Below are 19,110 nucleotides of genomic sequence, written 5' to 3'. Positions count from 1 at the left end.
GCTGGCCGACCGGCTGCGGACCGGCGCCGGGGTGCTCGCCGCCCTACCCGACATCCGCCTGTGCGTGGGCCTCAGCGGCGCGCTGACCGGCGCCGCGGCCCTCAAGGGCGGTGTGGAGGAGGCCGGGCACGCCCGCCGCCTGGCCGAGGCCCGCGCCGGCGGGGTGGTGACCAGCGACGAGATCTACACCCACGCGCTGCTGCTGGCCACGGTGCCGGGCGACGTGCGCCGCTCGTTCACCGCCCGGCTGCTCTCGCCGCTGCTCGACTACGACCGCAGGCACCAGTCGGAGCTGGTGCGCACGCTCGGGATCTTCCTCGACTGCGCCGGCTCCTGGAACGCCTGCGCCGAGCAGCTCCACGTGCACGTCAACACCGTGCGCTACCGGGTGCGCCGGATCGAGGAGCTGACCGGCAGAAACCTGTCCACGATGGCCGACCGGGTCGACTTCTTCCTGGCACTCAGGGATACCGGGACACCTCGTTGACCGCCTGCCGGTCGCGCGCCTCCAGCACGGCCGCCCGCTCCTCCGCCAGCCGCCGTTCCCAGCGGGCGTTGCCGAACCCGCCGACGGAGGCGCCCACCGTGATCCAGTGGAGGGCCCGGTCCTGGTCGCCCAGCTCCCGGAACGTTCGCGACAGCGCGATGAGGCAGCGTAACCGCGGGATCCCGTAGCCGGCCGTCGTGAGCAGCTCGTTGGCGTCCAGTAGGTGGGCCAGGGCCTGTTCGTGGTCGCCCTCGGCGAGGTGGCACTCGGCGATGGCCACCTGAAGCTGCCCTTCGATGCCGCCGTCGCCGACCTCGTGGGCGTCGGCCAGCCCTTCGTGCAGAGGCCCGAGCGCCTCCCCTGGACGACCTGAGCCCAGAAGAGCGTTGCCGATGCACATCAGTGCGTAGCGCACACCGACCCGCAGGTCGGCGTGCCTGGCAAAGGCGAGCTGGCGCTCGGCCCAAGGCAGCGCCTCCTCGAAGCGCTCGGCCGAGTTGTAGGCGCTGGACAGGTTGCCGAGCGCGCGCATTTGCCCGAAAGTGTCACCGAGCCGCTCGGACATCTCCAGCGAGGCCCGGAGATGCTCGACGGCCTCGTCCGTACGCCTGAACAGACGCATGATATTGCCGATGTGGCTGTGTGCGATCAATATGCTCTTCTCGTCCCCAAGCCGGCGGCTCGCCTGGAGCGCCTGAAGGTTGAGCTCCAGCTCCGTCACCATCCGGTGGGCCCGCTCGTTGTGCCAGTGAAGGCCGAAGACGATGTTGACGCCGAGTTCGGCGACGGCGTCATCGGGAGAGTTCATGGCTTGAACGGCGGCAGCCGCCAGGACCGCTTCCTCCTCGAACAACCAGGCGATCGCCTCTTCCCGGCCGGAGACCGCGTGCGGCACCGCATCGACCGGCGCCGCCTCCTGCACGCGGTGCGGCTCGCTGACATGGCTCGCCAGCCGGGCGGAGGCGGCGAAGTAGGACAGGGCGCGGATGAGTGCCTCGCGGCCATCCTCCGCCCGGAGTTCCGCGGCGAAGAGGCGAACCAGGTCGTGTAGCTGGTAGCGTCCCGGCGCGCCACGCTCGAGCAGGTGGGCGTCCGCCAGCCGCTCCAGGGCCGCCTCGGCCTTCGCGGTCGGCTCCGCGAGCAGCGCGCCCGTCGCCTCCCCGGTCACCTCGGGCACGTGCAGGCGGCCGAGCAGCGACAGGGTGCGCGCGGCCAGCCGATCCACCGGGCGGGAGCCGCGTTCGAGTGCGGTGTGGCTGGCGGCCAGGCTGGAGTGCACGGCCAGGTCGCCCGCCGCCAGCTCGTGCAGGCGACGCCGCTCGTCACTCAGCCGCGTCGTGAGCGCCGACAGGCTCCAGCCGGGGCGGGCGGCCAGGCGGGCCCCGGCGATGCGCAGGGCCAGTGGGAGGCCGTCACACAGGCGCACCAGCCTGGCCGTCTCGTCCGCGTCGGCTGACACCCGTTCCGCGCCCGCGAGCTTGGCCAGCATCGTGGCCCCCTCCGAGGAGGACATCCTGCGCAGCTCCACCTCGAAGGCGTCCTCGCCCCAGATCATGCTCTCGCGGCTGGTCACCAGCAGGGCGCTGCCCAGCGGCACCGACAGCAGCGGCCGGATCTGCGCCAGGTCGGCGGCGTCGTCCAGGAGCGCCAGCACCCGCCCCTCGTGCAGCCGGCTGCGCCACATCGCCGCCGCCTCGTCCAGGTCGGTCGGGACCGCCCCGGGCGGCACGCCCAGGCCGCGCAGGAAACGCCCGAGCACGTCGAGCGACGTGAGCGCGGACAACTCAGGGGTGGCTCCGCGGCAGTTGACGTAAAGCTGCCCGTCGGGAAAGCGGTCGCGTGCCTGGTGGGCGACGTACGCGGCCAGCGCCGACTTGCCCACCCCCGCCGGCCCGGAGACGACCACCAACGGGCCGGGAGAAGAGTCGTCCCACGGTGCCAGCCGTTCCTTGACCCTCATGCTTTCCTGCACCCTGCCCACGAACTCCACCAGGGGACGGGGCAACTGGTGCGGCACGTTCGCGACCGGTGCCGGCCCCACAGCGGCCGGCGACGTCCCGGCCTGTTCCGCGTCGGCGCGCAACACCATCTCGTGGAACCGGCGCAAACCTTCACCCGGGGAGATGCCGAGCTCGTCGGCGAGCAGGACCCGGCACTGCTCGTAGACCTCCAGCGCCTCGGCCCGCAGTCCGGAGCGGAACAGCGACGCCATGAGCAGTTCGCGAATCCGCTCCCGCAGCGGATGACGCCGGACGAGGTCGCGTAGTTCGGCGGTGACCTCCTCGTGGCGCCCCAGCCGCAGCAGCCGGTCGGCGCGGCGCTCGGACGCGGCCAGCCACAGATCCTCCAGGCGGGCGCGTTCCGCCTCGGCGAAGGGCCCTGACAGGCCACTCAGCGCGGTGCCCTGCCACAGGGCCAGGGCCTCGTCGAGCCGGCGGGCCGCCTGCTGGTCATCCGCGTCGTGCTGGGACCGGTCGACCAGGTCGGCGAACAGCAACACGTCCACGTGTGACGGCTCCACGCGTAAGACGTAGCCGGCCTTGGATCCGGTGAGATAGCGTGACGGCCGCCGGGGCCCGCGATCGGGCTCGAAGGCCCGGCGCAGGCCGGCGATGTAGGTGTAGACGCCCTGCTCGGCGTTGCGGGGGGCCGCCTCTCCCCAGATCCCGGCGACCAACCGGCTGATCGGCACGGGAACGGTGGCGGAGGTCGCGAGCATGGCCAGGACGATCTGCTGCTGGGGCGGGCCGGCCTCGATCGGCGAAGAGCCGCGGGCGGCGGTCACCGCGCCGAGAACGCGAACGGAGAGTTCTTCGCTCATACCGCCTCCGCGGAATCCCTCTGCCTGTGTGACCCAGGCAGAGTAACGCTCTCTCGCGTGCGTCGAGGTCGTGGCGTTATGTAGAGGCGATGTAGAAGCCCTGCGCTAGGTTGTGTGCCAGCGCAGGGCTTCGGGTTCTGGGGAGCTGGGGCCGCGACACGGTCTGGGTGCGGAGCGCGTGTGCGCAAGGCCAGCCGTCGTCCTCTGTGCGGTGAGGATCACCCGGCTGATGGACCTGCTCCCCTCCTGCCGGGATTTTGCCTAGCAGCAGAGAGTGTCGTCCAGACTCGTACTGGGGGAAGACGTAGTGGCACTCGCAGCCGTAGCATTACCTCCAGCGGTCACCGCGATTGCGATCACGGCGACCAGAGCAGACAGGGCAAGACGCATGCGCATGGGGTTCTCCCTCGCCTATGTGGGGTAGCTCGACGTATTTTCTCAGGGAGCGACGACTGTGACCACATCTGACCTGGTCGGACTCCGCATTAAGACGGTTCGGCGACAACGCGGCCTGTCGCAGGCACAGCTCGCCCATCCCGAATTGTCGGACAGTTACGTCTCGTTGATCGAGAGTGGCAAGCGTACCCCGACCCCTGCAGTTCTGGAGTTGCTGGCCCAGAAACTGGACTGTTCGCTGTCCTATCTGATCAACGGGGTGACCGCTGAGCAGATGGAGGACATCGAACTAGCCCTTGGCTACGCGCGCTTGGCCCTCGAGAACGGTGAGGTCCAAGAGGCCCGTACCCGCTACGCCGAGCTGCTGCAGAACAATAACCTGACAGGGCTCACCAGACTTCGTCAAGATGCCGAATTCGGACTCGCCCTCTCCACTGAGGCCTGCGGCGATCTCGACGAGACGATCTCCATCCTGCTGCGGCTGCGCAACGAGGAACTGGCGCCCGAGCGAGGCATCGAGATCGCCATGGTGCTGTGCCGCGCCTACCGGGAGAGCGAGCGCCTGACCGAGGCCGTCGAGGTGGGCGAGGCGATGCTGATGGGCAGCGCCCGGCAGCCCTGGACCGATCAGCTCGTCGAGCTGGCCGCTACGCTGCTGGGTGCGTACATCCTGCGCGGCGACCTGCTTCGGGCTCGTCAGTTCGCGGCCGAGCTGCTCAACGCCGCCGACGCGCTCGGCACGCCACGCTCGATCGTCGCCGCCAACTGGAACGCCTCGGCCGTCGCCCACGCCACCGGCCACACGGAGGAGGCGTTGTCCTTCGCCGAGCGGGCGATGGCGGTGCAGGTGGAGACCGGGCAGCCACGTAGTGTCGCCAGGATGCGCCTGGCGATGCTGCAGAAGCGGCTCAGGGCCCGGCCGGCCGAGGCCGGCGCCATTCGCGAAGTGCTCCGGGCGGCGGCGGAGGAGCTTGAGCAGACCTCCACCAGCATCCTCGACCGGGCCCGCGTCCACATCGAGCTGGCCTATGCCGAATACATGGCTGGCGACTACGACAAGGCCATCCAGCACGCCGTGATCGGCCGGAACCGGCTCCCCGCCTACGGTTACGTGCTGGGCGCGGAGGCCAAGCTTCTGCTCGGCACCGTCTATGGCGCCGTGGGCCGCTTCGACGAGGCGGCTGGGCACGTGGCGTCCGTGCGCGACTGGCTCGCGCCGCTGCCCGACTCCCGCCGCTCCGCCTCCACCTGGTACGCCACGGCCGAGACCATGGAGAGCCTCGGTGACTCCGACGGGGCCGTGGAGTCCTACCAGCGGGCGCTGGCCTGCGCCGGTCTGTAGCGGGACGGTTCGAGGAGCGGCGTCCGGACCGGGTGGTGTCGTCGGTAGCCTTGGGGGTGCCATGAACAGATCCCCGCTCGCGGCCCTCTCCGCGATCCTCGCCGCCGCCCTGCTCGTGTTCGGCACCGCCGCCCCCGCGCTGGCGCACGACACGCTCAAGAGCAGCAACCCGGCCAAGGGCGCCGAGGTCGAGTCTGTCGACGAGATCAGGCTCGAGTTCAGCGCCAAGGTGCGCATGCCGTTCGTCATCGTGCGGGGCGAGGGCGACGCCCAGCACCAGAGCGGTGAGCCGGAGGTGGACGGCGCGGTGGTCACGCAGGCGGTCGGCGGGCCGCTGCCCGACGGGAAATACACGATCGCCTACCGCGTCGTCTCCTCCGACGGGCACCCGATCGAGGGGGAGATCCCGTTCCGGGTGAAGGGGGCGCCGTCGCCCGAGCCCAGCGCCTCGGAGGAGGCGGCGAGCGCTCCTCCGCCCGCATCGGCGGCCCCGAGCGCGAGCGCGCCCACTCCCTCGGGGAGTGAGGTCGCGGCCACCGACCAGGCGTCGGCCGAGCAGGGCGCGACGTTCCCGGTCTGGCTGATCATCGTGATCGGGGCGCTCGTCGGCATCGGCATCGGGTTCCTGCTCAGCGCGCGGAAAAAGCGGCCATGAGCCGGGCGGTGCGCCTCGCGCTCGGGGCCACGGCGGCGGCGGTCCTCGCCCTCGCGATCGGCATGATCGCGGGAGGCAGGGCGTTCCCCCGGATCATTCCGGGGCTGCCCGACTCCGGCGTGGTCGTCAGGTGGGGCCTGCCGGTGTCCAAGCTGCTCATGGACGCGGCCGGGGTGGTCACCGTCGGCCTGCTGCTGATGGCCGCCGCGCTGCTGCCCAACAACAAGGGCGTGCTGGGCAAGAACGCGCTCGACTACGTCAAGGCCGCCTCGTGGGCCGCGCTCGTGTGGGCCGGGGCGGCGTTCCTGGCCGTCGTGTTCGGCGCCGCCGACTCCATCGGCCGCACGGTGCCCCAGGTCCTCGAACGCGCCATCCTCACCAGCTACGCCACCCAGACCACGCAGGGCGTCGCGCTGACGCTCGTGGTGCTGTTCGGGGTGGCCATCGCGCTGTTCTCGCGCGGCGCCATCACGGCCGGGGCCGCGGCGGGGCTGCTGGTGTTCGCGCTGGTGACGCTGCTGCCCGTGCCGCTCACCGGGCACACCTCCTCCTCGCCCAACCACGGCCTGGCCACCTCGTCGGTGTCGCTGCACCTGCTCTCGCTCGCCCTGTGGGTGGGCGGTCTCGGCGTGCTGGCGCTGCACGCGCTCCGCCGCCGACAGCAGCTCGAGGTGGCCGCGGCGCGGTTCTCGCGGATGGCGCTCTACTGCTACGCCGGGGTCGGGCTGTCGGGGGTGTTCGCCCTGGTCGCGCGGCTCGGCGCGGTCTCCGACCTGTGGAGCTCCGACTACGGCAGGCTCGCCGTGGCCAAGATCGTGGCGTTCGTGCTGCTCGGCTACGTGGGCTACTGGCACCGGCAGCGTACGCTGGCCGATCTGGAGGCGGGCAAGCCGCGGGCGTTCACCCGGCTGGCCGGTGGCGAGACGGTGCTCATGTTCGCCACCGTCGGCGTGGCCGTGGCACTCTCGCGCACGCCGCCGCCCGAGTTCAGCGTGCCCGCGGACCGGGCGTTCGAGTTGCTCGGCTTCCCGCTCCCGCCCGCGCTCACGATCGGCAACATCTTCTCCCTGTGGTGGCTCGACCTGTTCTTCGCCGTGGTGGCGGGGGCGCTGGGCGGGCTCTACGGGCTCGGCGTCCTGCGCCTGCGGCGGCGCGGCGACCGCTGGCCGTGGGGGCGCACCGCCTCCTGGTACATCGGCGTCCTGCTGCTGGTGTTCTGCACGCAGAGCGGGCTGGCGCGATACGCCAAGGTCATGTTCGACGTCCACATGATCGAGCACATGATGTTGTCGATGGTGGTGCCGATCTTCCTCGTCCTCGGCGGGCCCGTCACCCTGGCCCTGCGCGCGCTCAAGCCCGCGGCCAAGAGGGGCGACAGGGGGCCGCGCGAGTGGATCACCACGATCCTGCACGGCCGGTTCACCAAGGTCGTCACGCATCCCGTGGTGGCGACCTCGATCTTCGTCGCCTCGACGTACGCGCTCTACTTCACGCCGCTGTTCGAGTCGGCGATGAACGAGCACCTCGGCCACATCTGGATGACCCTGCACTTCCTGATCAGCGGGTGCCTGTTCTTCTGGGTGATCATCGGGATCGACCCGGGGCCCAACCGGCTCCCGTACGTCGGGCGGCTGCTGATGCTCTTCGTCACCATGCCGTTCCACGCGTTCTTCGGCATCGCGCTGATGATGATGGGCTCGGTGATCGCCTCGGGCTGGTACGAGCAGCTCGGCCGCACCTGGGGCGACACGCTGCTGCAGACCCAGCGCGACGGCGGGGCCATCGCGTGGGGGTTCGGCGAGATCCCGACGCTCATCGTGCTGCTGGCCATCGCCGTGCAGTGGTACAGGGACGACGACCGGCAGGCGCGGCGGGCCGACCGCCGGGCCGACCGCGCCGGCGGCAGAGATCCAGCCCTCGACTCCTACAACGCCTACCTCGCCCGTCTCAACCGGGCCGACAAGGGCGAGTAGCCGTTCGGCCATGGCCTCCTTCCCTACCGCCGCAAGCCCCCGGGCCGCCAGGTACCCTTTCTTCCAGGGGATACGGGTATAACCTCATCAGCCAGTGTGCGTGACCTTGAGGGGGGACGCGCACCTTGTGGAGGGGAGCGCCGGAGTGGGGATCGGCGCGGTGCCCGAGTGCTGAGAAAGGCGACAGTTCATTGGCGGAAGAGACACGGATGCGCGGCGGGCAGAGCCTGGCCGAGGCGCTTGAGACCTATCTGGCCGAGTGGTCCGAACGCACCGGCATAGCGGTCGAGACGTGGGCCCTACCCGCCACCGACGTGCCCTCACAGGTCTCGACCGGTGTCATGACCGCGATGAGCGAAGCCCTGTCCAACGTGGAGCTGCACAGCAGCGCACAGACGGTGTCCATCGCGGTGACGACCGGCAGGAGCGGGCTGCGCCTCACGGTCAGCGACAACGGACAGGGCTTTCCCACGGCTCGGGCCGGGCGGGGGATCGCCAGGATGCGGGCCGCCTTCGCCGAAATCGGGGGAAGCCTGTCGGTCAACAGCGTGAGCGGCGAGGGCACGACGGTCACCGGAGTGGTGCCGGGCTGACCGCGGGCGGCCCGGGGCGTCAGGGGAGGGTGAGGATCTCGCTGCCCGTCTCGGTGACCAGGATCGTGTGCTCGAACTGTGCCGTACGCTTGCGGTCCTTCGTCACCGCCGTCCACTTGTCGGGCCAGATCTCGTAGTCGATCGTGCCCAGCGTGAGCATCGGCTCGATCGTGAACGTCATCCCCGGCACCAGGTCGACCCGCAGCGACGGGTCGTCGTAGTGGGGCACCATGAGGCCGGAGTGGAAGCTCGTGCCGATGCCGTGGCCGGTGAAGTCGCGCACCACGCCGTAGTCGAAGCGCTTGGCGTACGCCTCGATCACCCGGCCCACCACGTTGAGCTGGCGGCCGGGCGCGACGGCCTTGATGGCGCGCATCGTCGCCTCGCGCGTGCGCTCCACCAGCAGCCGCGACTCCTCGTCGACCTCTCCGGCCAGGAACGTCGCGTCGGTGTCACCGTGGACGCCGCCGATGTAGGCGGTGATGTCGATGTTGACGATGTCGCCGTCGCGGAGCACGGTGTCGTCGGGGATGCCGTGGCAGATGACCTCGTTGATCGAGGTGCACAGCGACTTCGGATAGCCCTTGTAGCCCAGCGTGCTCGGGTAGGCGCCGTGGTCGATGAGGAACTCGTGGCCGATCCTGTCGAGCTCGTCGGTCGTGACGCCCGGCCGGACGTGCCTGCCGACCTCTTCGAGCGCCTGCGCGGCGATGCGGCCCGCCACCCTCATGCGCTCGATGATCTCGGGGCTCTTCACGTCGGACTCGCCGGTCTTGGGGCGCTTCTTGCCGACGTACTCCGGCCGCTCGATGTGGGCGGGAACCTTTCGCATGGGCGAAACTCGCCCGGGCTGGAGCAGTGTCGTCATGAAACACGAGTCTACGGGGCAGAATTGACCCCGTGAGCGAAGGCCAGTGGTGGTTCTGTCTCAAGCACATGCGGGTCGAGCCCGACCAGGGTTGCCCCAACAAGGACCGGATGGGTCCCTACGACTCCGAGCAGGAGGCGGCGGGAGCGCTGCAACGCGCCGCCGACCGCAACAAGGCGTGGGACGAGGCCGACCAGGACGACGAGTGATCATCCTGTGGCCGCGGCCGGCCGCCGGGGTATGACGGCCAGGTCACGGTGCGGGCCGGTGGGTGGGCCTCTTCGGCGCGCCCGCCGCCCGGGCCAGCTTGACCAGGGCCGTGACGCCGATCGCCGCCCATATCAGGTTGAGCGCGGCTGACGGCCAGGCGGCGCTGTAGGCGCTGTTGACCATCAGGCCGACCGAGCCGGTCAGGTTGAGCACCTGGTACGCCGTCCCGTCCCCCGACAGGCGCGACGACGAGACGAGGGCGTACCCGACCAGCAGCACGGCCGCGCCGACCCAGCCGGCGGCGGCGAGCAGGAGATCCATGGGCCATATTGTCCGGACTCAAGCTTGTGAAGCACAAATAAAGGTTGCTAAAGGTGGGCGTAAGCTGACCTGCATGGACATCGATCCTCGGCGGCTGCGGGTCCTGCACGAGGTCGCGCGGCGCGGTGGCGTCATGCGGGCCGCCGAGGCGCTCCACCTGACACCCTCCGCCGTCTCCCAGCAGCTCGCCCAGCTCGAACGCGAGGTAGGGCTCGCCCTCATCGACCGTTCCCAGCGCAGCGTGTCGCTCACTCCGGCGGGACGGGTGCTGGCCGGTTACGCCGAGCGGGTGGAGGAGGAGCTGATCGAGGCCAAGCGGGAGCTGACCCGCTTCACCGAGCGCCTGGCCGGGCCGGTGCGCATCGCGGCCTTCCCCACCGTGATCAAGCACGTGCTGGTGCCCGCCCTGCGCGACCTGGCCGTACGCCATCCCAGGATCACGCCGACCATCCACGAGATCTACGGGCACCCGGCGCTGCAGGAGCTGCGGATGGGCGCGGTCGACGTGCTCATCACCGAGCAGGACATGAGCCTGCCCGCCCTCTCGCAACCGTCGCTGAGCACCCGCCTGCTGTACGTGGACGAGTACCGCATCGTGGTGCCGCCCGCCTGGCCCGACCCGCCGTCCACGGTCGCCGACCTCATCCGGCTGCCCTGGGTCGCGGGCGAGCCGAGCCAGGCGTGCGGGCAGGCGCTGGAACGGCTGGCGGGGCTGCACGGGTTCGAGCCGCGCAAGGTGCACGTCATCACCGAGTTCGGGCCGACGCTGGCGCTGGTGGCGGCCGGGCACGGCGTGGCGATCGTGCCCGCCCTGGCGTTGCTGGACGTCCCCGAGGGGGAGGTGCTGGTCAGCGAGGTACGTGACGTGGGCGCGCGCAGGCTGGACGCCGTGACCCGGGTGAGCCGTACGCGGTCGGGGGAGCCGGATCCGGTGCAGGCCGTGGTGATCGGCGCCATCGAGGAGGCCACGGCGGCGCTGGAGGCGTCGCTGCGCGGGCGCATCGGAGAGCGGACGGCCTCCTGACCGTACGGCCCCCGCCCCGCGCCGCCCCGCTCCTGCGAGGGCGGGGGGCGGGGGGTCAGTCGGCGAGTTGAGGGCCGCTGACCTTCTCCAGCAGGCGGGCCAGGCGTTCGCGCAGGCCGGGCCGTTGGGTCGGCTCTCCGGCCGCCGCGCTCACGAGGTGCTGCGCGCCGTCGAACGTCACCGGCCCGGCACTCGGCACCGCGATCGCGTCGTGGGCCAGCCCGGACAGCTCCGGGTCGCCGCCCTCGATCGCCAGGATCGTCGCACCCGTGCGTCGCGCGTCGTCCACGCGTTCCAGCAGCGGGACCGGCGCCTGCTGCTCCGAGACCACGAACAACGTCTCCCCGCGCGCCGCCCGCTCCAGGCGTTCGAGGCCGACGCGCAGGTGGGCGGGTGCGCCGGGGGGCGGGGCCCAGCGGACCAGGGTCGGGGTGAGCTGGGACAGGCCGGAGAACCTGGCCTCGTCGGCGAGGTGGGCGGTCAGGTGCCAGGGCTCGTCGTCGGGGGTGCCCACCAGCAGCAGGCCGCCGGGGGATCGGGTGGCGCGCAGGGCCAGGCCCAGCTCGCGCGTGCGTTCCAGCCAGCCGGTCTCCGACAGGAGCTCACGCAGCAGGGCGACCGATCCTGAGTCCATGCCCTCCATGGTGCCCGACGGGGCCCGCGTGGGGTGGCTGATTCCCGGGTGCTGGTTGACATGGCGTGTGTTTCTCCGTCATTTCGGGCCTTGACATCGAGTTACCCTCGGGTAACGATCGGGCTCGCGGCGCCGCCGTCCCAGTGGTGATCCTCACGGAGAGGGGCGGCACATGACCTTACGTGTGCGCGTCAGCATGTCCTTGATCCTGTTATCGATCATGTCGCTCATCGCGGCCCCGGCTCGCGCCGCGGCCCCCGGAGACGTGGTCTCCGCCCAGCCCACCACCGTCTACCTGCTGCCGGGCAAGCTGCTCGAAGTCCCGGTGAACGCCTGGCACCTGCGCTACACCTCCACCTCCGCCACCGGTTCGCCCAACACGGTCTCCGGCACGCTGCTCGTCCCCAAGGCCGGTTACCCGCTCGGCGCGCGCCCGATCATCGGGTACGCCGTCGGCACCCACGGCCTCGGCGACCAGTGCGCGCCCTCGGTCAGCATGAGCCAGGGCCGCGAGGCCGAGCTGGCGCTGGTCAGCCTGTTCCTGCTCAAGGGGTTCGCGGTCGCGGTGACCGACTACGAAGGACTCGGCACGCCGGGGACGCACACGTACATGGCGGGGGTCTCGCAGGGGCAGGCCGTGCTCGACTCGATCAGGGCGGCCACCCGGGTCTCCGGCGCCGGGCTGTCCGGTCAGGCGCCCGTCGGGATCATGGGGTACTCGCAGGGCGGCGCGTCGGCCGCCTGGGCCGCCCAGCTCCAGCCCACGTACGCGCCCGAGCTGCGGCTGCGCGGCGTGGCCGCGGGCGGCGTACCGGCCGACCTGGGGGCCGTCGCGCGACACCTGGACGGCGGGGCGGACTTCGGCCTGGCGGCGGCCGCCGGGATCGGGCTCGACGCCGCCTACCCCGAGCTGGACCTGGAGGCCGACCTCAACGACCGGGGCCGCGCCCTGCTGGCCGACGCCGCCGACGACTGCCTGGGCGACCTGGGCAAGCTCGCCGGGCTCCGGTTCGCCGACCTGAGCCCGATCGACCTGCTCAACCAGCCCAAGTGGCTGGCCAGGCTGGCCGAGAACCGGCTCGGGGCCGTCGCGCCGCGTGTGCCGATGTTCCTGTACCACGCGCGCGGCGACCAGACCATCCCGCTCGCGGTGGGCTCCACGTTGCGCTCGGAGTACTGCCGGGCCGGGGTGAACGCCCGCTGGACCGCGCTGCCCGCGCCCGACCACGTCACGGGGGCCGTCGAGGGCGGGCCGCTGGCCATCGAGTGGCTGGCCCTGCGGATCGTCGGGCTGCCCGCCTTCGGAAACTGCTAGGCCACCCGCCGCCGACACCGATCCCGGCCGTGCCGTCGGCCGGGATCGAGTGTCCAGAAGGGGTGGGAGCCCGGCGGGTGTGGCGGGCCTGACATGATCTGGCTATGACAGACGTGAACGGGCTTTCCATCGGCATCCTCGGCGGCACCGGTGACCAGGGGAAGGGGCTGGCACGGAGGTTCGCGCTGGCCGGGCATCCGGTGCTCATCGGCTCGCGCAGCGCCCAGCGGGCCCAGGACGCGGCCGACTCCATCGGGGCGAGCGCGACGGGCGGCGAGAACGCCGACGTGGCGGCGCGGGCCGACATCGTGATCGTGGCGGTGCCGTACGAGGGGCACAAGGCCCTGCTGGAGTCCCTGCGCGGCGAGCTGGCCGGGAAGATCGTGGTCGACTGCGTCAACCCGCTCGGGTTCGACAAGCAGGGCGCCTACGCGCTGCCGGTCGAGGAGGGCAGCGCCGCCCAGCAGGCCGCGGCCGTACTGCCGGACAGCCGGGTGGTGGCGGCCTTCCACCACGTGTCGGCCGTGGTGCTGATGGATCCGGCCGTGGGCAAGGTCGACCTCGACGTGCTGGTGCTCGGCGACGACCGCGAGGCCACGGACACGGTGCAGGCGCTGGCCGGGGTCATTCCGGGAGTGCGGGGGGTGTACGGCGGGCGGTTGCGCAACGCCCACCAGGTCGAGGCGCTGACCGCCAACCTCATCTCGGTGAACCGGCGTTACAAGGCCCACGCCGGGTTGCGCGTCACCGACATCTGACCGGAACGGCCGCGGGTTACAGCCAGCCGGCATCCTCGGCGATGCGGATGGCGTCGATCTTGTTGCGGGCCCCGGTCTTCGCGATCGCCCCGGTCAGATAGTTGCTCACCGTGCCGGGGGAGAGGTGCAGGCGGGCGGCGATCTCCTTGGCGGAGGCGCCCCTGGCCGCCTCTCTGAGGACGGTCGACTCCCTGGCCGTCAGCGGGCTCTCACCGTACTCCATGGCCGAGGAGACCAGCTCCGCGTCCAGGACGCGCAGCCCGGCGGCCGTACGCCTGATCGACTCGGCCAGCCGGTCACCGGGCGCGTCCTTGACCAGGAACGCCTCGATCCCGGCGGCCAGCGCCCTGCGGACGTGGCCCGGCTGCCCCATCGCCGTGAGCACCAGGATCCGGCAGGCGGGCAGGCGCTCGCGCAGCGTGGCGGCGGCGGTGATGCCGTCGACGACCGGCAGGTCGATGTCCACGACCGCGACGTCGGGCCGGACCCGCAGCGCCTCGGGCACGATCTCGTCGCCTCGGGTGACCTCCGCGACCACCTCGATGTCGGGTTCGAGGCGCAGCAGGGCGGTGAGGGCGGCCCGGATCATGTGCATGTCCTCGGCGAGCAGCACCCTGATCACGACGTCTCCCCGCGCGCCGTCCCGGGGCCGGGGCGCGGCCGTCCCGCGGGCGTCGCGCGCCGACTTCCACCGCCAGGACGAACGGGCGTCACGCGGCGGTCTCCACGGTCAGGACGAACGGGTGTCACGTGGTGACCTCCACCGCCAGGAGGAAACCGCCCGTGCCGGTCGGGGCGGCCGTGCAGGAGCCCCCTGCCTGGGCGGCGCGTTCGCCGAGGCCCGTGAGGCCGCCTCCCGCGCCGGCCGCGCGCCCGCCCGGGTCGCCCGGGTCGCCGGGGTCGCCGGGGGCGGGCACGCCGTCGTTGGCGAGTTCGAGCCGCAGCGCCCCGTCGCACAGCGACGTGGTGATCGTGCAGGTCGTGGCCCGGCTGTGGCGCAGCACGTTGGTGACCCCCTCGCGTACGGCCCAGGCCAGCGCCTCCTCCGAACGTCTCGGCAGCGGCACGTCGGCCAGATGCGCCTGGACGCCCACCCCCGACGACTCCAGCAGCGCCACCGCCCGGTTCACCTCGCCGGCCAGCGACATCGCGCGGTAGCCCCTGGCCACCTGGCGTACGTCCTGGGCCGCCTCCCTGGCGACCACCACCAGCTCACCCACCTCCGTACGGGCCGCGCCGGGGTCACGGTCCATGAGGCGGGCGGCCAGGTCGCCCTTGAGTGCGATCGCGGTGAGGCTGCGGCCCAGTCCGTCGTGCAGGTCACGGGAGATCCGCAGCCGCTCCTTGAGCACGGCGGCGTCCGCCAGCTCGGCCCTGGCCTGCTCCAACTCGGTCGTGACGCGGGCGAACCGGACCAGCGCGTACGTCATGGCACCCGTCGCCGGCACCGTCATCACGTAGAAGAGGGTGACGACGACTCCGTCCCAGCCTCCCCAGAGCGCGGCCGCCTCGTACGCCATCATCAGGCCCACCAGCGTCCCGCCCCAGAGCCGCGGCAGGAACACCAGCAGCGTCCCGGCCAGCATCGGCGCGGCCACCGCGGACATGCCGCCGGGCAGCAGCACGTCGGGCAGATAGGTGATGACCGCCTGCAGCACCGGCGTCAGGGGGAAACCGCGCGGACGCTCCCCGCGCATGGCGGCCTGTGTGTTCACGTAGTGGGTGGCCACCACGCCGCACATCGCCAGCGTGGCCACCAGGCCGAAATAGACCCCGTGCACGAAGTAGAGCAGTGCGATCATCGTGTAGCCGCAGGAGACGGCCGTGATGAGGGCGCTCGCGAGCCGTTGCGCGGAGGAGACCACGACGATGATTATCTCCTTTTCCTCCTGGACCGTCCCCGTTCGACGGCAGGTCGCGGCGGGCGGGTCATGAGCGGCGCGGCTCCCAGCGGAACCACAGTCGGACGGCGGCCAGGCCGACGACCGTCCAGCCGGCCAGGACCAGGAACGGCCCGGCCAGGCCGCCGGTCCTGACGGCGTCCACCACGGCGGTGGTGGGCAGCAGGTCGAGGGCCTGCCCGAGCCGATCGGGCAGCGGGATCGGGCCCATCGCCCCCGCCGAGACCCCGGCCAGCAGGAAGACGGGCATGGTGAAGGGGGCGGCCAGCTCGGCACGCGGGACGGCGGCCGAGTACGCGGCCCCGAGCAGGGACAGGACGAGCGAGCCCGCGACCGTGACGGCGGCGAACCCCAGCGGGTCGGCAGGCAACGGGACGTCGGCGAGCACCCGCACCGCCACCGTGCACAGCACGATCATGGCCATGGCCTGGGTGGCCGTGCCGGCGATCTGGCCCAGCAGGATCTGGCCGTCCGTGAGGCTGGTCGAGCGCAGGCGCTTGAGGATGAGCTGGTCGCGGCGGGCGGTCAGGGTCACGGTGATGTTCATGAACGCGGTGATCGACAGCAGCAGCGCGAGCATTCCGTGGAAGATCGTGGTGGCGGCGGCGACGCCTTCGGGCATGACGTGCCGCATGAGTACGGGGATCCCGACGGCCAGGCCGACCGGCGTGACCACCGAGCCGAACACCATGGCCTTGTCCTGCCAGAACAGCCGGGCGCCGAGCCGGTACGCGGCGGTCAGGCTCATCGGGCCTCCTCCGCCGATCCGGCGCTCTCCAGGAACAGCTCCTCCAGGGTGGCGGCGCGGACCTCCAGCCCCTCAAGGCGCAGGCCGCGCTCGGCCGCCCAGGTCAGCAGCTTCTGCGAGGCGAGGTCGGGGTCGTCGGTGCGGCACACGGCCAGCCCGTCCGCCACCGTGACCGGCAGCGGCAGGTCCCCGGCGGCCACGTGCGCGGGCAGCGGGAACGACACCCTTCCGCCGCGCGCGGCCAGTGTCGCCGCCATGCCGCCCGAGGCCACGAGGCGGCCCTCGTCCATGATCGCCATCGCGGAGGCCAGGCGCTGCGCCTCCTCCAGATAGTGCGTGGTGAGCAGGATCGTGGTGCCCTGCCCGGCCAGGCCGCGGACGACCTCCCAGGTGGCGGCGCGGGCCTGCGGATCCAGGCCGGTGGTGGGCTCGTCGAGGAACAGCACGCGGGGGCGGCCCAGCAGGGCCAGCGCCAGGTCGAGCCGGCGCTTCTCGCCGCCGGAGAGCTGCCGGACCCGGGTGCGGGCCCTGGCCGTCAGCCCGGCGAGTTCGAGGGCCTCGTCGCGGGGCCGGGGCGCGGCGGTGAAGCCGCGCCAGACGTCGACGGTCCCGGCGACCGTCAGGTCAGGGAAGAGCCCGGCTTCCTGGAGCATGACGCCGGTGCGCGCGCGTACGGCCGCGCGGTCGGCCCAGGGGTCGAGCCCGAGCACGCGCACACTGCCGCCGTCGGGCCGCAGGAACCCGGCCAGCATCTCGACCGTGGTGGTCTTGCCCGCGCCGTTCCTGCCCAGCAGCGCGAAGATCTCCCCCTCGTCCACCTCGAACGAGATGCCCCGCACCGCCTCGAATCCCCGAAGGCTCTTGCGGAGCCCGTGTACTTGGATCGCTGTCATGCGCTCCACTGTCGCGGCGCTCCGGCGGGGACGACAGTGAAGAATTCACGACTTCCTGGAGAGCTTGAGCACCGCGTCCGTGACGGCCTCGGGGGCGACGGTCTGGTGCAGGTGCAGGCCGGGCAGCCGGGTCACCGGCCAGCCGCGGCGGGCGGCCTCCTCGGCAACCCCGTCGTACGGAGGGCTGTACCACAGGAAGGAGCACCTGACCGCGTCCCAGCCGACGGGCACGGGGATGGGCTGGGTGTAGTAGTCGAGTGGGAGGCGCGGCTGTTCGGCCGCCACCCGGACGCGTACGGCCGGATCGGGCAGCATGGCCACCACGTCCTCCTCGTCCCACCAGTCGGTCCAGCGCGGCAGCACGCCGTCGGGGCCCGCCAGGTCGCGCAGGAACGGCAGGAACCCCTCCTTGGCCGTCGTGACCAGCCCGTTGCGCGGCGGGAGGGCGGCGTCGGCGAACACGCAGGCCACCACCTGATCGCCCAGCCCCTCCTTGATCACCGGCAGCAGGAATCCGGCATTGCTGTGCACGACCAGCACCACGGGAGTGGCCGGGGTGACCGCGCGCACCGTCGCCACCACCCTCGGCCAGTACGGCGCCCCGCCCACCGTCACGCCCGTCAGGTCGGGCACCACGGCGGCATGCCCGCGGCGCTCCAGCGACTCGGCCACGGGCGCCCACGTCGAGGGCCCGACGGAGGGGCTGTGCACGAGTACGAACGTCGTCTGCATGCGCCCACCCTCTCAGACGACCAGGGGACGGTGGGAGGGCGTGCGCCCGGCCCCGTCGTAGGAGGCCCAGGCGGCGGCCAGGTTGGTCACCGCGCGCGACAGCTCGTCCTCGGGGAACAGGAAGTGCAGCCGCAGGTGGCCGGCGAGCCCGCCGAGCGGGTCGAACGATCTGCCGGGCGGCACGGCGACCCCGTGCCTGAGCGCGACCTGGGCGTAGGAGTCGGCGTCGCCGCGCGGGAGGCGTACCCAGATGGTCTGGCCGCCGAGCGCGGGCTCGAACGTCCAGGACGGCAGCCGCGCCCGCAGCTCCGCGCACAGGTGGTCGTGCCGCGCGCGCAGCGTGCGGACCTGCGCGGCGCGTACGTCGTCCAGGCGGCGCAGCAGCGCGGCGGCGGCGAGCTGGCTGAAGACCTCGCCCCCGAGGTCGTGCACCGCGCGCAGCCGGGCCAGCCGGGAGATCAGCGGCGCCGCGGCGCGGATCCAGCCCACCCGCAGCCCGCCCCACACCAGCTTGCTCAGCGAGCCGATCGTGATCACCTGCTCGCCACGCCCGTACGCCGCCACCGGCGGCGGTGTCTCGCCCGAGAAGCACAGCTCGGCCCGGACCTCGTCGTCGATCACCGGGACGTCGTGCGCCGCGGCCAGGGCGGCCAGCCGCCTGCGGGACGGGTTGTCCATGATGACCCCGTCGGGATTGCGCACCGTCGGGACGAAATAGGCCAGCGCCGGACGTTCCCGCACGTCCTCGACGCTCGCCGCGGGCTTGACGACCACCGCCGCGTGCCGGAACACCTCCAGCGCCCCCGGGTAGGTCGGCGACTCGGCCAGCACCGTGTCACCCGGCGCCAGCAGCAGCCCCGTGAGCAGCGTGAGCGCCTGCTGGGCACCCGTCGTCACCATGATCTCCTCGGGCGCGGTCGGCACGCCCCGCCCGGTGTAGTACGCGGCCAGCGCCGCCCGCAGCGCCGGGTCGCCCGCAGGCTGGTAGCCCATCTGGCGCACCCCGGCCAGGCGTTCACCGGCCTCCGCGTACGCCTCGAACAGCACCTGCGGCGGATCGTGCGGGGCGGCGCAGGTCAGGAGCTGCACGCCGTCGGGCGGGTGCAGGATGTGCAGCAGCAGCGGGTTGGCCTGCACCCCGTCGGCCGTCCTGGTGGCGGGCAGGTCGAGGGCGGCGACCCTGGTGCCGCTGCCCCGGCGGCGCACCACGCGGCCCTCCTGCTGGAGCAGGTCGTAGGCGGCCACCACGGTGCCCCGGCCCACCGCCAGCCGCCGGGCCAGCACCCGGTCGGGCGGCAGCGGCTCGCCGGGCGCCAGGACGCCGTCGTCGATGAGGGCCCGCAGCCGCGCGGCGAGCAGCAGATAGAGCGGCCCGCGGCCGGACGCCCACCGGCCGAGCAGATCGACGACGTCCGCGAAATTGGCCTCAGTCATGGACC

General features: G+C 72.3%; 19 protein-coding genes. 9 read left to right on the top strand and 10 right to left on the bottom strand.

The window, feature by feature from the left end; all coding sequences use genetic code 11:
* On the top strand, positions 1-487 hold a 487-nt coding region (locus ABD844_RS37945), incomplete at its 5' end, for a PucR family transcriptional regulator (RefSeq protein WP_344889207.1).
* Here the strand turns inward: ABD844_RS37945 and ABD844_RS37940 are convergent.
* Positions 462-3,308: an AfsR/SARP family transcriptional regulator gene (locus ABD844_RS37940; protein ID WP_344889204.1), complete on the bottom strand. Its 2,847-nt coding sequence runs from the start codon at positions 3,306-3,308 to the stop codon at positions 462-464. The two genes, ABD844_RS37945 and ABD844_RS37940, sit on opposite strands and share 26 nt — an antisense overlap.
* Before the next feature lie 454 nt (positions 3,309-3,762).
* Between ABD844_RS37940 and ABD844_RS37935 the strand changes: the two genes are divergently transcribed.
* The 4 genes from ABD844_RS37935 (at position 3,763) to ABD844_RS37920 (ending at position 8,267) form a co-directional block, all read left to right on the top strand.
* Positions 3,763-5,046: a helix-turn-helix domain-containing protein gene (locus ABD844_RS37935; RefSeq protein ID WP_344889201.1), complete on the top strand. Its 1,284-nt coding sequence runs from the start codon at positions 3,763-3,765 to the stop codon at positions 5,044-5,046.
* Positions 5,047-5,107: 61 nt separating this feature from the next.
* The gene (locus tag ABD844_RS37930) at positions 5,108-5,701 is read left to right on the top strand and encodes a copper resistance CopC family protein (RefSeq protein ID WP_344889198.1); all 594 of its coding nucleotides are present in this window, start codon (positions 5,108-5,110) and stop codon (positions 5,699-5,701) included.
* Positions 5,698-7,674, top strand: coding sequence for a bifunctional copper resistance protein CopD/cytochrome c oxidase assembly protein (locus ABD844_RS37925; RefSeq protein WP_344889195.1), 1,977 nt, complete (start codon positions 5,698-5,700; stop codon positions 7,672-7,674). The genes ABD844_RS37930 and ABD844_RS37925 overlap by 4 nt, the downstream gene beginning before the upstream one ends.
* A gap of 191 nt (positions 7,675-7,865) precedes the next feature.
* Positions 7,866-8,267 carry a sensor histidine kinase gene (locus ABD844_RS37920; protein WP_344889192.1) on the top strand — a complete coding sequence of 134 codons (402 nt, stop codon included), beginning with the start codon at positions 7,866-7,868 and terminating at the stop codon, positions 8,265-8,267.
* Between the two features lie 19 nt (positions 8,268-8,286).
* Here ABD844_RS37920 and map read toward each other — a convergent pair whose 3' ends face one another.
* Positions 8,287-9,135 (bottom strand): type I methionyl aminopeptidase, encoded by an 849-nt coding sequence (map, locus tag ABD844_RS37915; RefSeq protein WP_344889189.1) that lies wholly within the window; start codon positions 9,133-9,135, stop codon positions 8,287-8,289.
* Positions 9,136-9,167: 32 nt separating this feature from the next.
* Here map and ABD844_RS37910 point away from each other — a divergent pair, with 32 nt between their 5' ends.
* Positions 9,168-9,344 (top strand): hypothetical protein, encoded by a 177-nt coding sequence (locus ABD844_RS37910; protein WP_344889210.1) that lies wholly within the window; start codon positions 9,168-9,170, stop codon positions 9,342-9,344.
* 43 nt (positions 9,345-9,387) lie between these two features.
* Here ABD844_RS37910 and ABD844_RS37905 read toward each other — a convergent pair whose 3' ends face one another.
* On the bottom strand, positions 9,388-9,666 hold the full coding sequence (locus tag ABD844_RS37905; protein WP_344889186.1) for a CBU_0592 family membrane protein: 279 nt from the start codon (positions 9,664-9,666) through the stop codon (positions 9,388-9,390).
* Positions 9,667-9,739: 73 nt separating this feature from the next.
* On the opposite strand from ABD844_RS37905, the gene ABD844_RS37900 reads away from it, so the two are divergent.
* A complete protein-coding gene (locus ABD844_RS37900; RefSeq protein ID WP_344889183.1) occupies positions 9,740-10,690 on the top strand; it encodes a LysR family transcriptional regulator in 951 nt (316 codons plus the stop codon).
* Between the two features lie 55 nt (positions 10,691-10,745).
* Here the strand turns inward: ABD844_RS37900 and ABD844_RS37895 are convergent, their stop codons facing one another.
* Entirely contained in the window at positions 10,746-11,324 is a 579-nt protein-coding gene (locus ABD844_RS37895) for a hypothetical protein (RefSeq protein ID WP_344889180.1), read from the bottom strand.
* Positions 11,325-11,496: 172 nt separating this feature from the next.
* Here ABD844_RS37895 and ABD844_RS37890 point away from each other — a divergent pair, with 172 nt between their 5' ends.
* Together ABD844_RS37890 and npdG are read left to right on the top strand one after the other, a co-directional pair.
* Complete coding sequence (locus ABD844_RS37890) at positions 11,497-12,639, top strand: lipase family protein (RefSeq protein WP_344889177.1); 1,143 nt, start codon at positions 11,497-11,499, stop codon at positions 12,637-12,639.
* 104 nt (positions 12,640-12,743) lie between these two features.
* On the top strand, positions 12,744-13,397 hold the full coding sequence (gene npdG / locus ABD844_RS37885) for an NADPH-dependent F420 reductase (RefSeq protein WP_344889174.1): 654 nt from the start codon (positions 12,744-12,746) through the stop codon (positions 13,395-13,397).
* Between the two features lie 16 nt (positions 13,398-13,413).
* On the opposite strand, the gene ABD844_RS37880 is transcribed toward npdG, so the two are convergent.
* The 6 genes from ABD844_RS37880 to ABD844_RS37855 form a co-directional block, all read right to left on the bottom strand.
* Positions 13,414-14,019, bottom strand: a complete 606-nt coding sequence (locus tag ABD844_RS37880; protein WP_344889171.1) for a response regulator transcription factor — start codon at positions 14,017-14,019, stop codon at positions 13,414-13,416.
* A 124-nt stretch (positions 14,020-14,143) separates the two neighbouring features.
* Positions 14,144-15,262: a sensor histidine kinase gene (locus ABD844_RS37875; RefSeq protein ID WP_344889168.1), complete on the bottom strand. Its 1,119-nt coding sequence runs from the start codon at positions 15,260-15,262 to the stop codon at positions 14,144-14,146.
* Between the two features lie 64 nt (positions 15,263-15,326).
* Positions 15,327-16,046: an ABC transporter permease gene (locus tag ABD844_RS37870; protein WP_344889165.1), complete on the bottom strand. Its 720-nt coding sequence runs from the start codon at positions 16,044-16,046 to the stop codon at positions 15,327-15,329.
* Positions 16,043-16,939 (bottom strand): ABC transporter ATP-binding protein, encoded by an 897-nt coding sequence (locus ABD844_RS37865; protein ID WP_344889162.1) that lies wholly within the window; start codon positions 16,937-16,939, stop codon positions 16,043-16,045. Before ABD844_RS37865 ends, ABD844_RS37870 begins: the two co-directional genes overlap by 4 nt.
* A 45-nt stretch (positions 16,940-16,984) precedes the next feature.
* The gene (locus ABD844_RS37860; RefSeq protein WP_344889159.1) at positions 16,985-17,671 is read right to left on the bottom strand and encodes an alpha/beta hydrolase; all 687 of its coding nucleotides are present in this window, start codon (positions 17,669-17,671) and stop codon (positions 16,985-16,987) included.
* A 12-nt stretch (positions 17,672-17,683) separates the two neighbouring features.
* Positions 17,684-19,105: an aminotransferase-like domain-containing protein gene (locus ABD844_RS37855; RefSeq protein ID WP_344889156.1), complete on the bottom strand. Its 1,422-nt coding sequence runs from the start codon at positions 19,103-19,105 to the stop codon at positions 17,684-17,686.
* Between the last annotated feature and the right edge of the window lie 5 nt (positions 19,106-19,110).

Origin of the sequence: Nonomuraea antimicrobica (assembly GCF_039536965.1) — a bacterium.
Taxonomy (GTDB): domain Bacteria; phylum Actinomycetota; class Actinomycetes; order Streptosporangiales; family Streptosporangiaceae; genus Nonomuraea; species Nonomuraea antimicrobica.
Note: the sequence above shows the minus strand (reverse complement) of the source record. Positions and strands in the feature narration are given on the sequence as shown.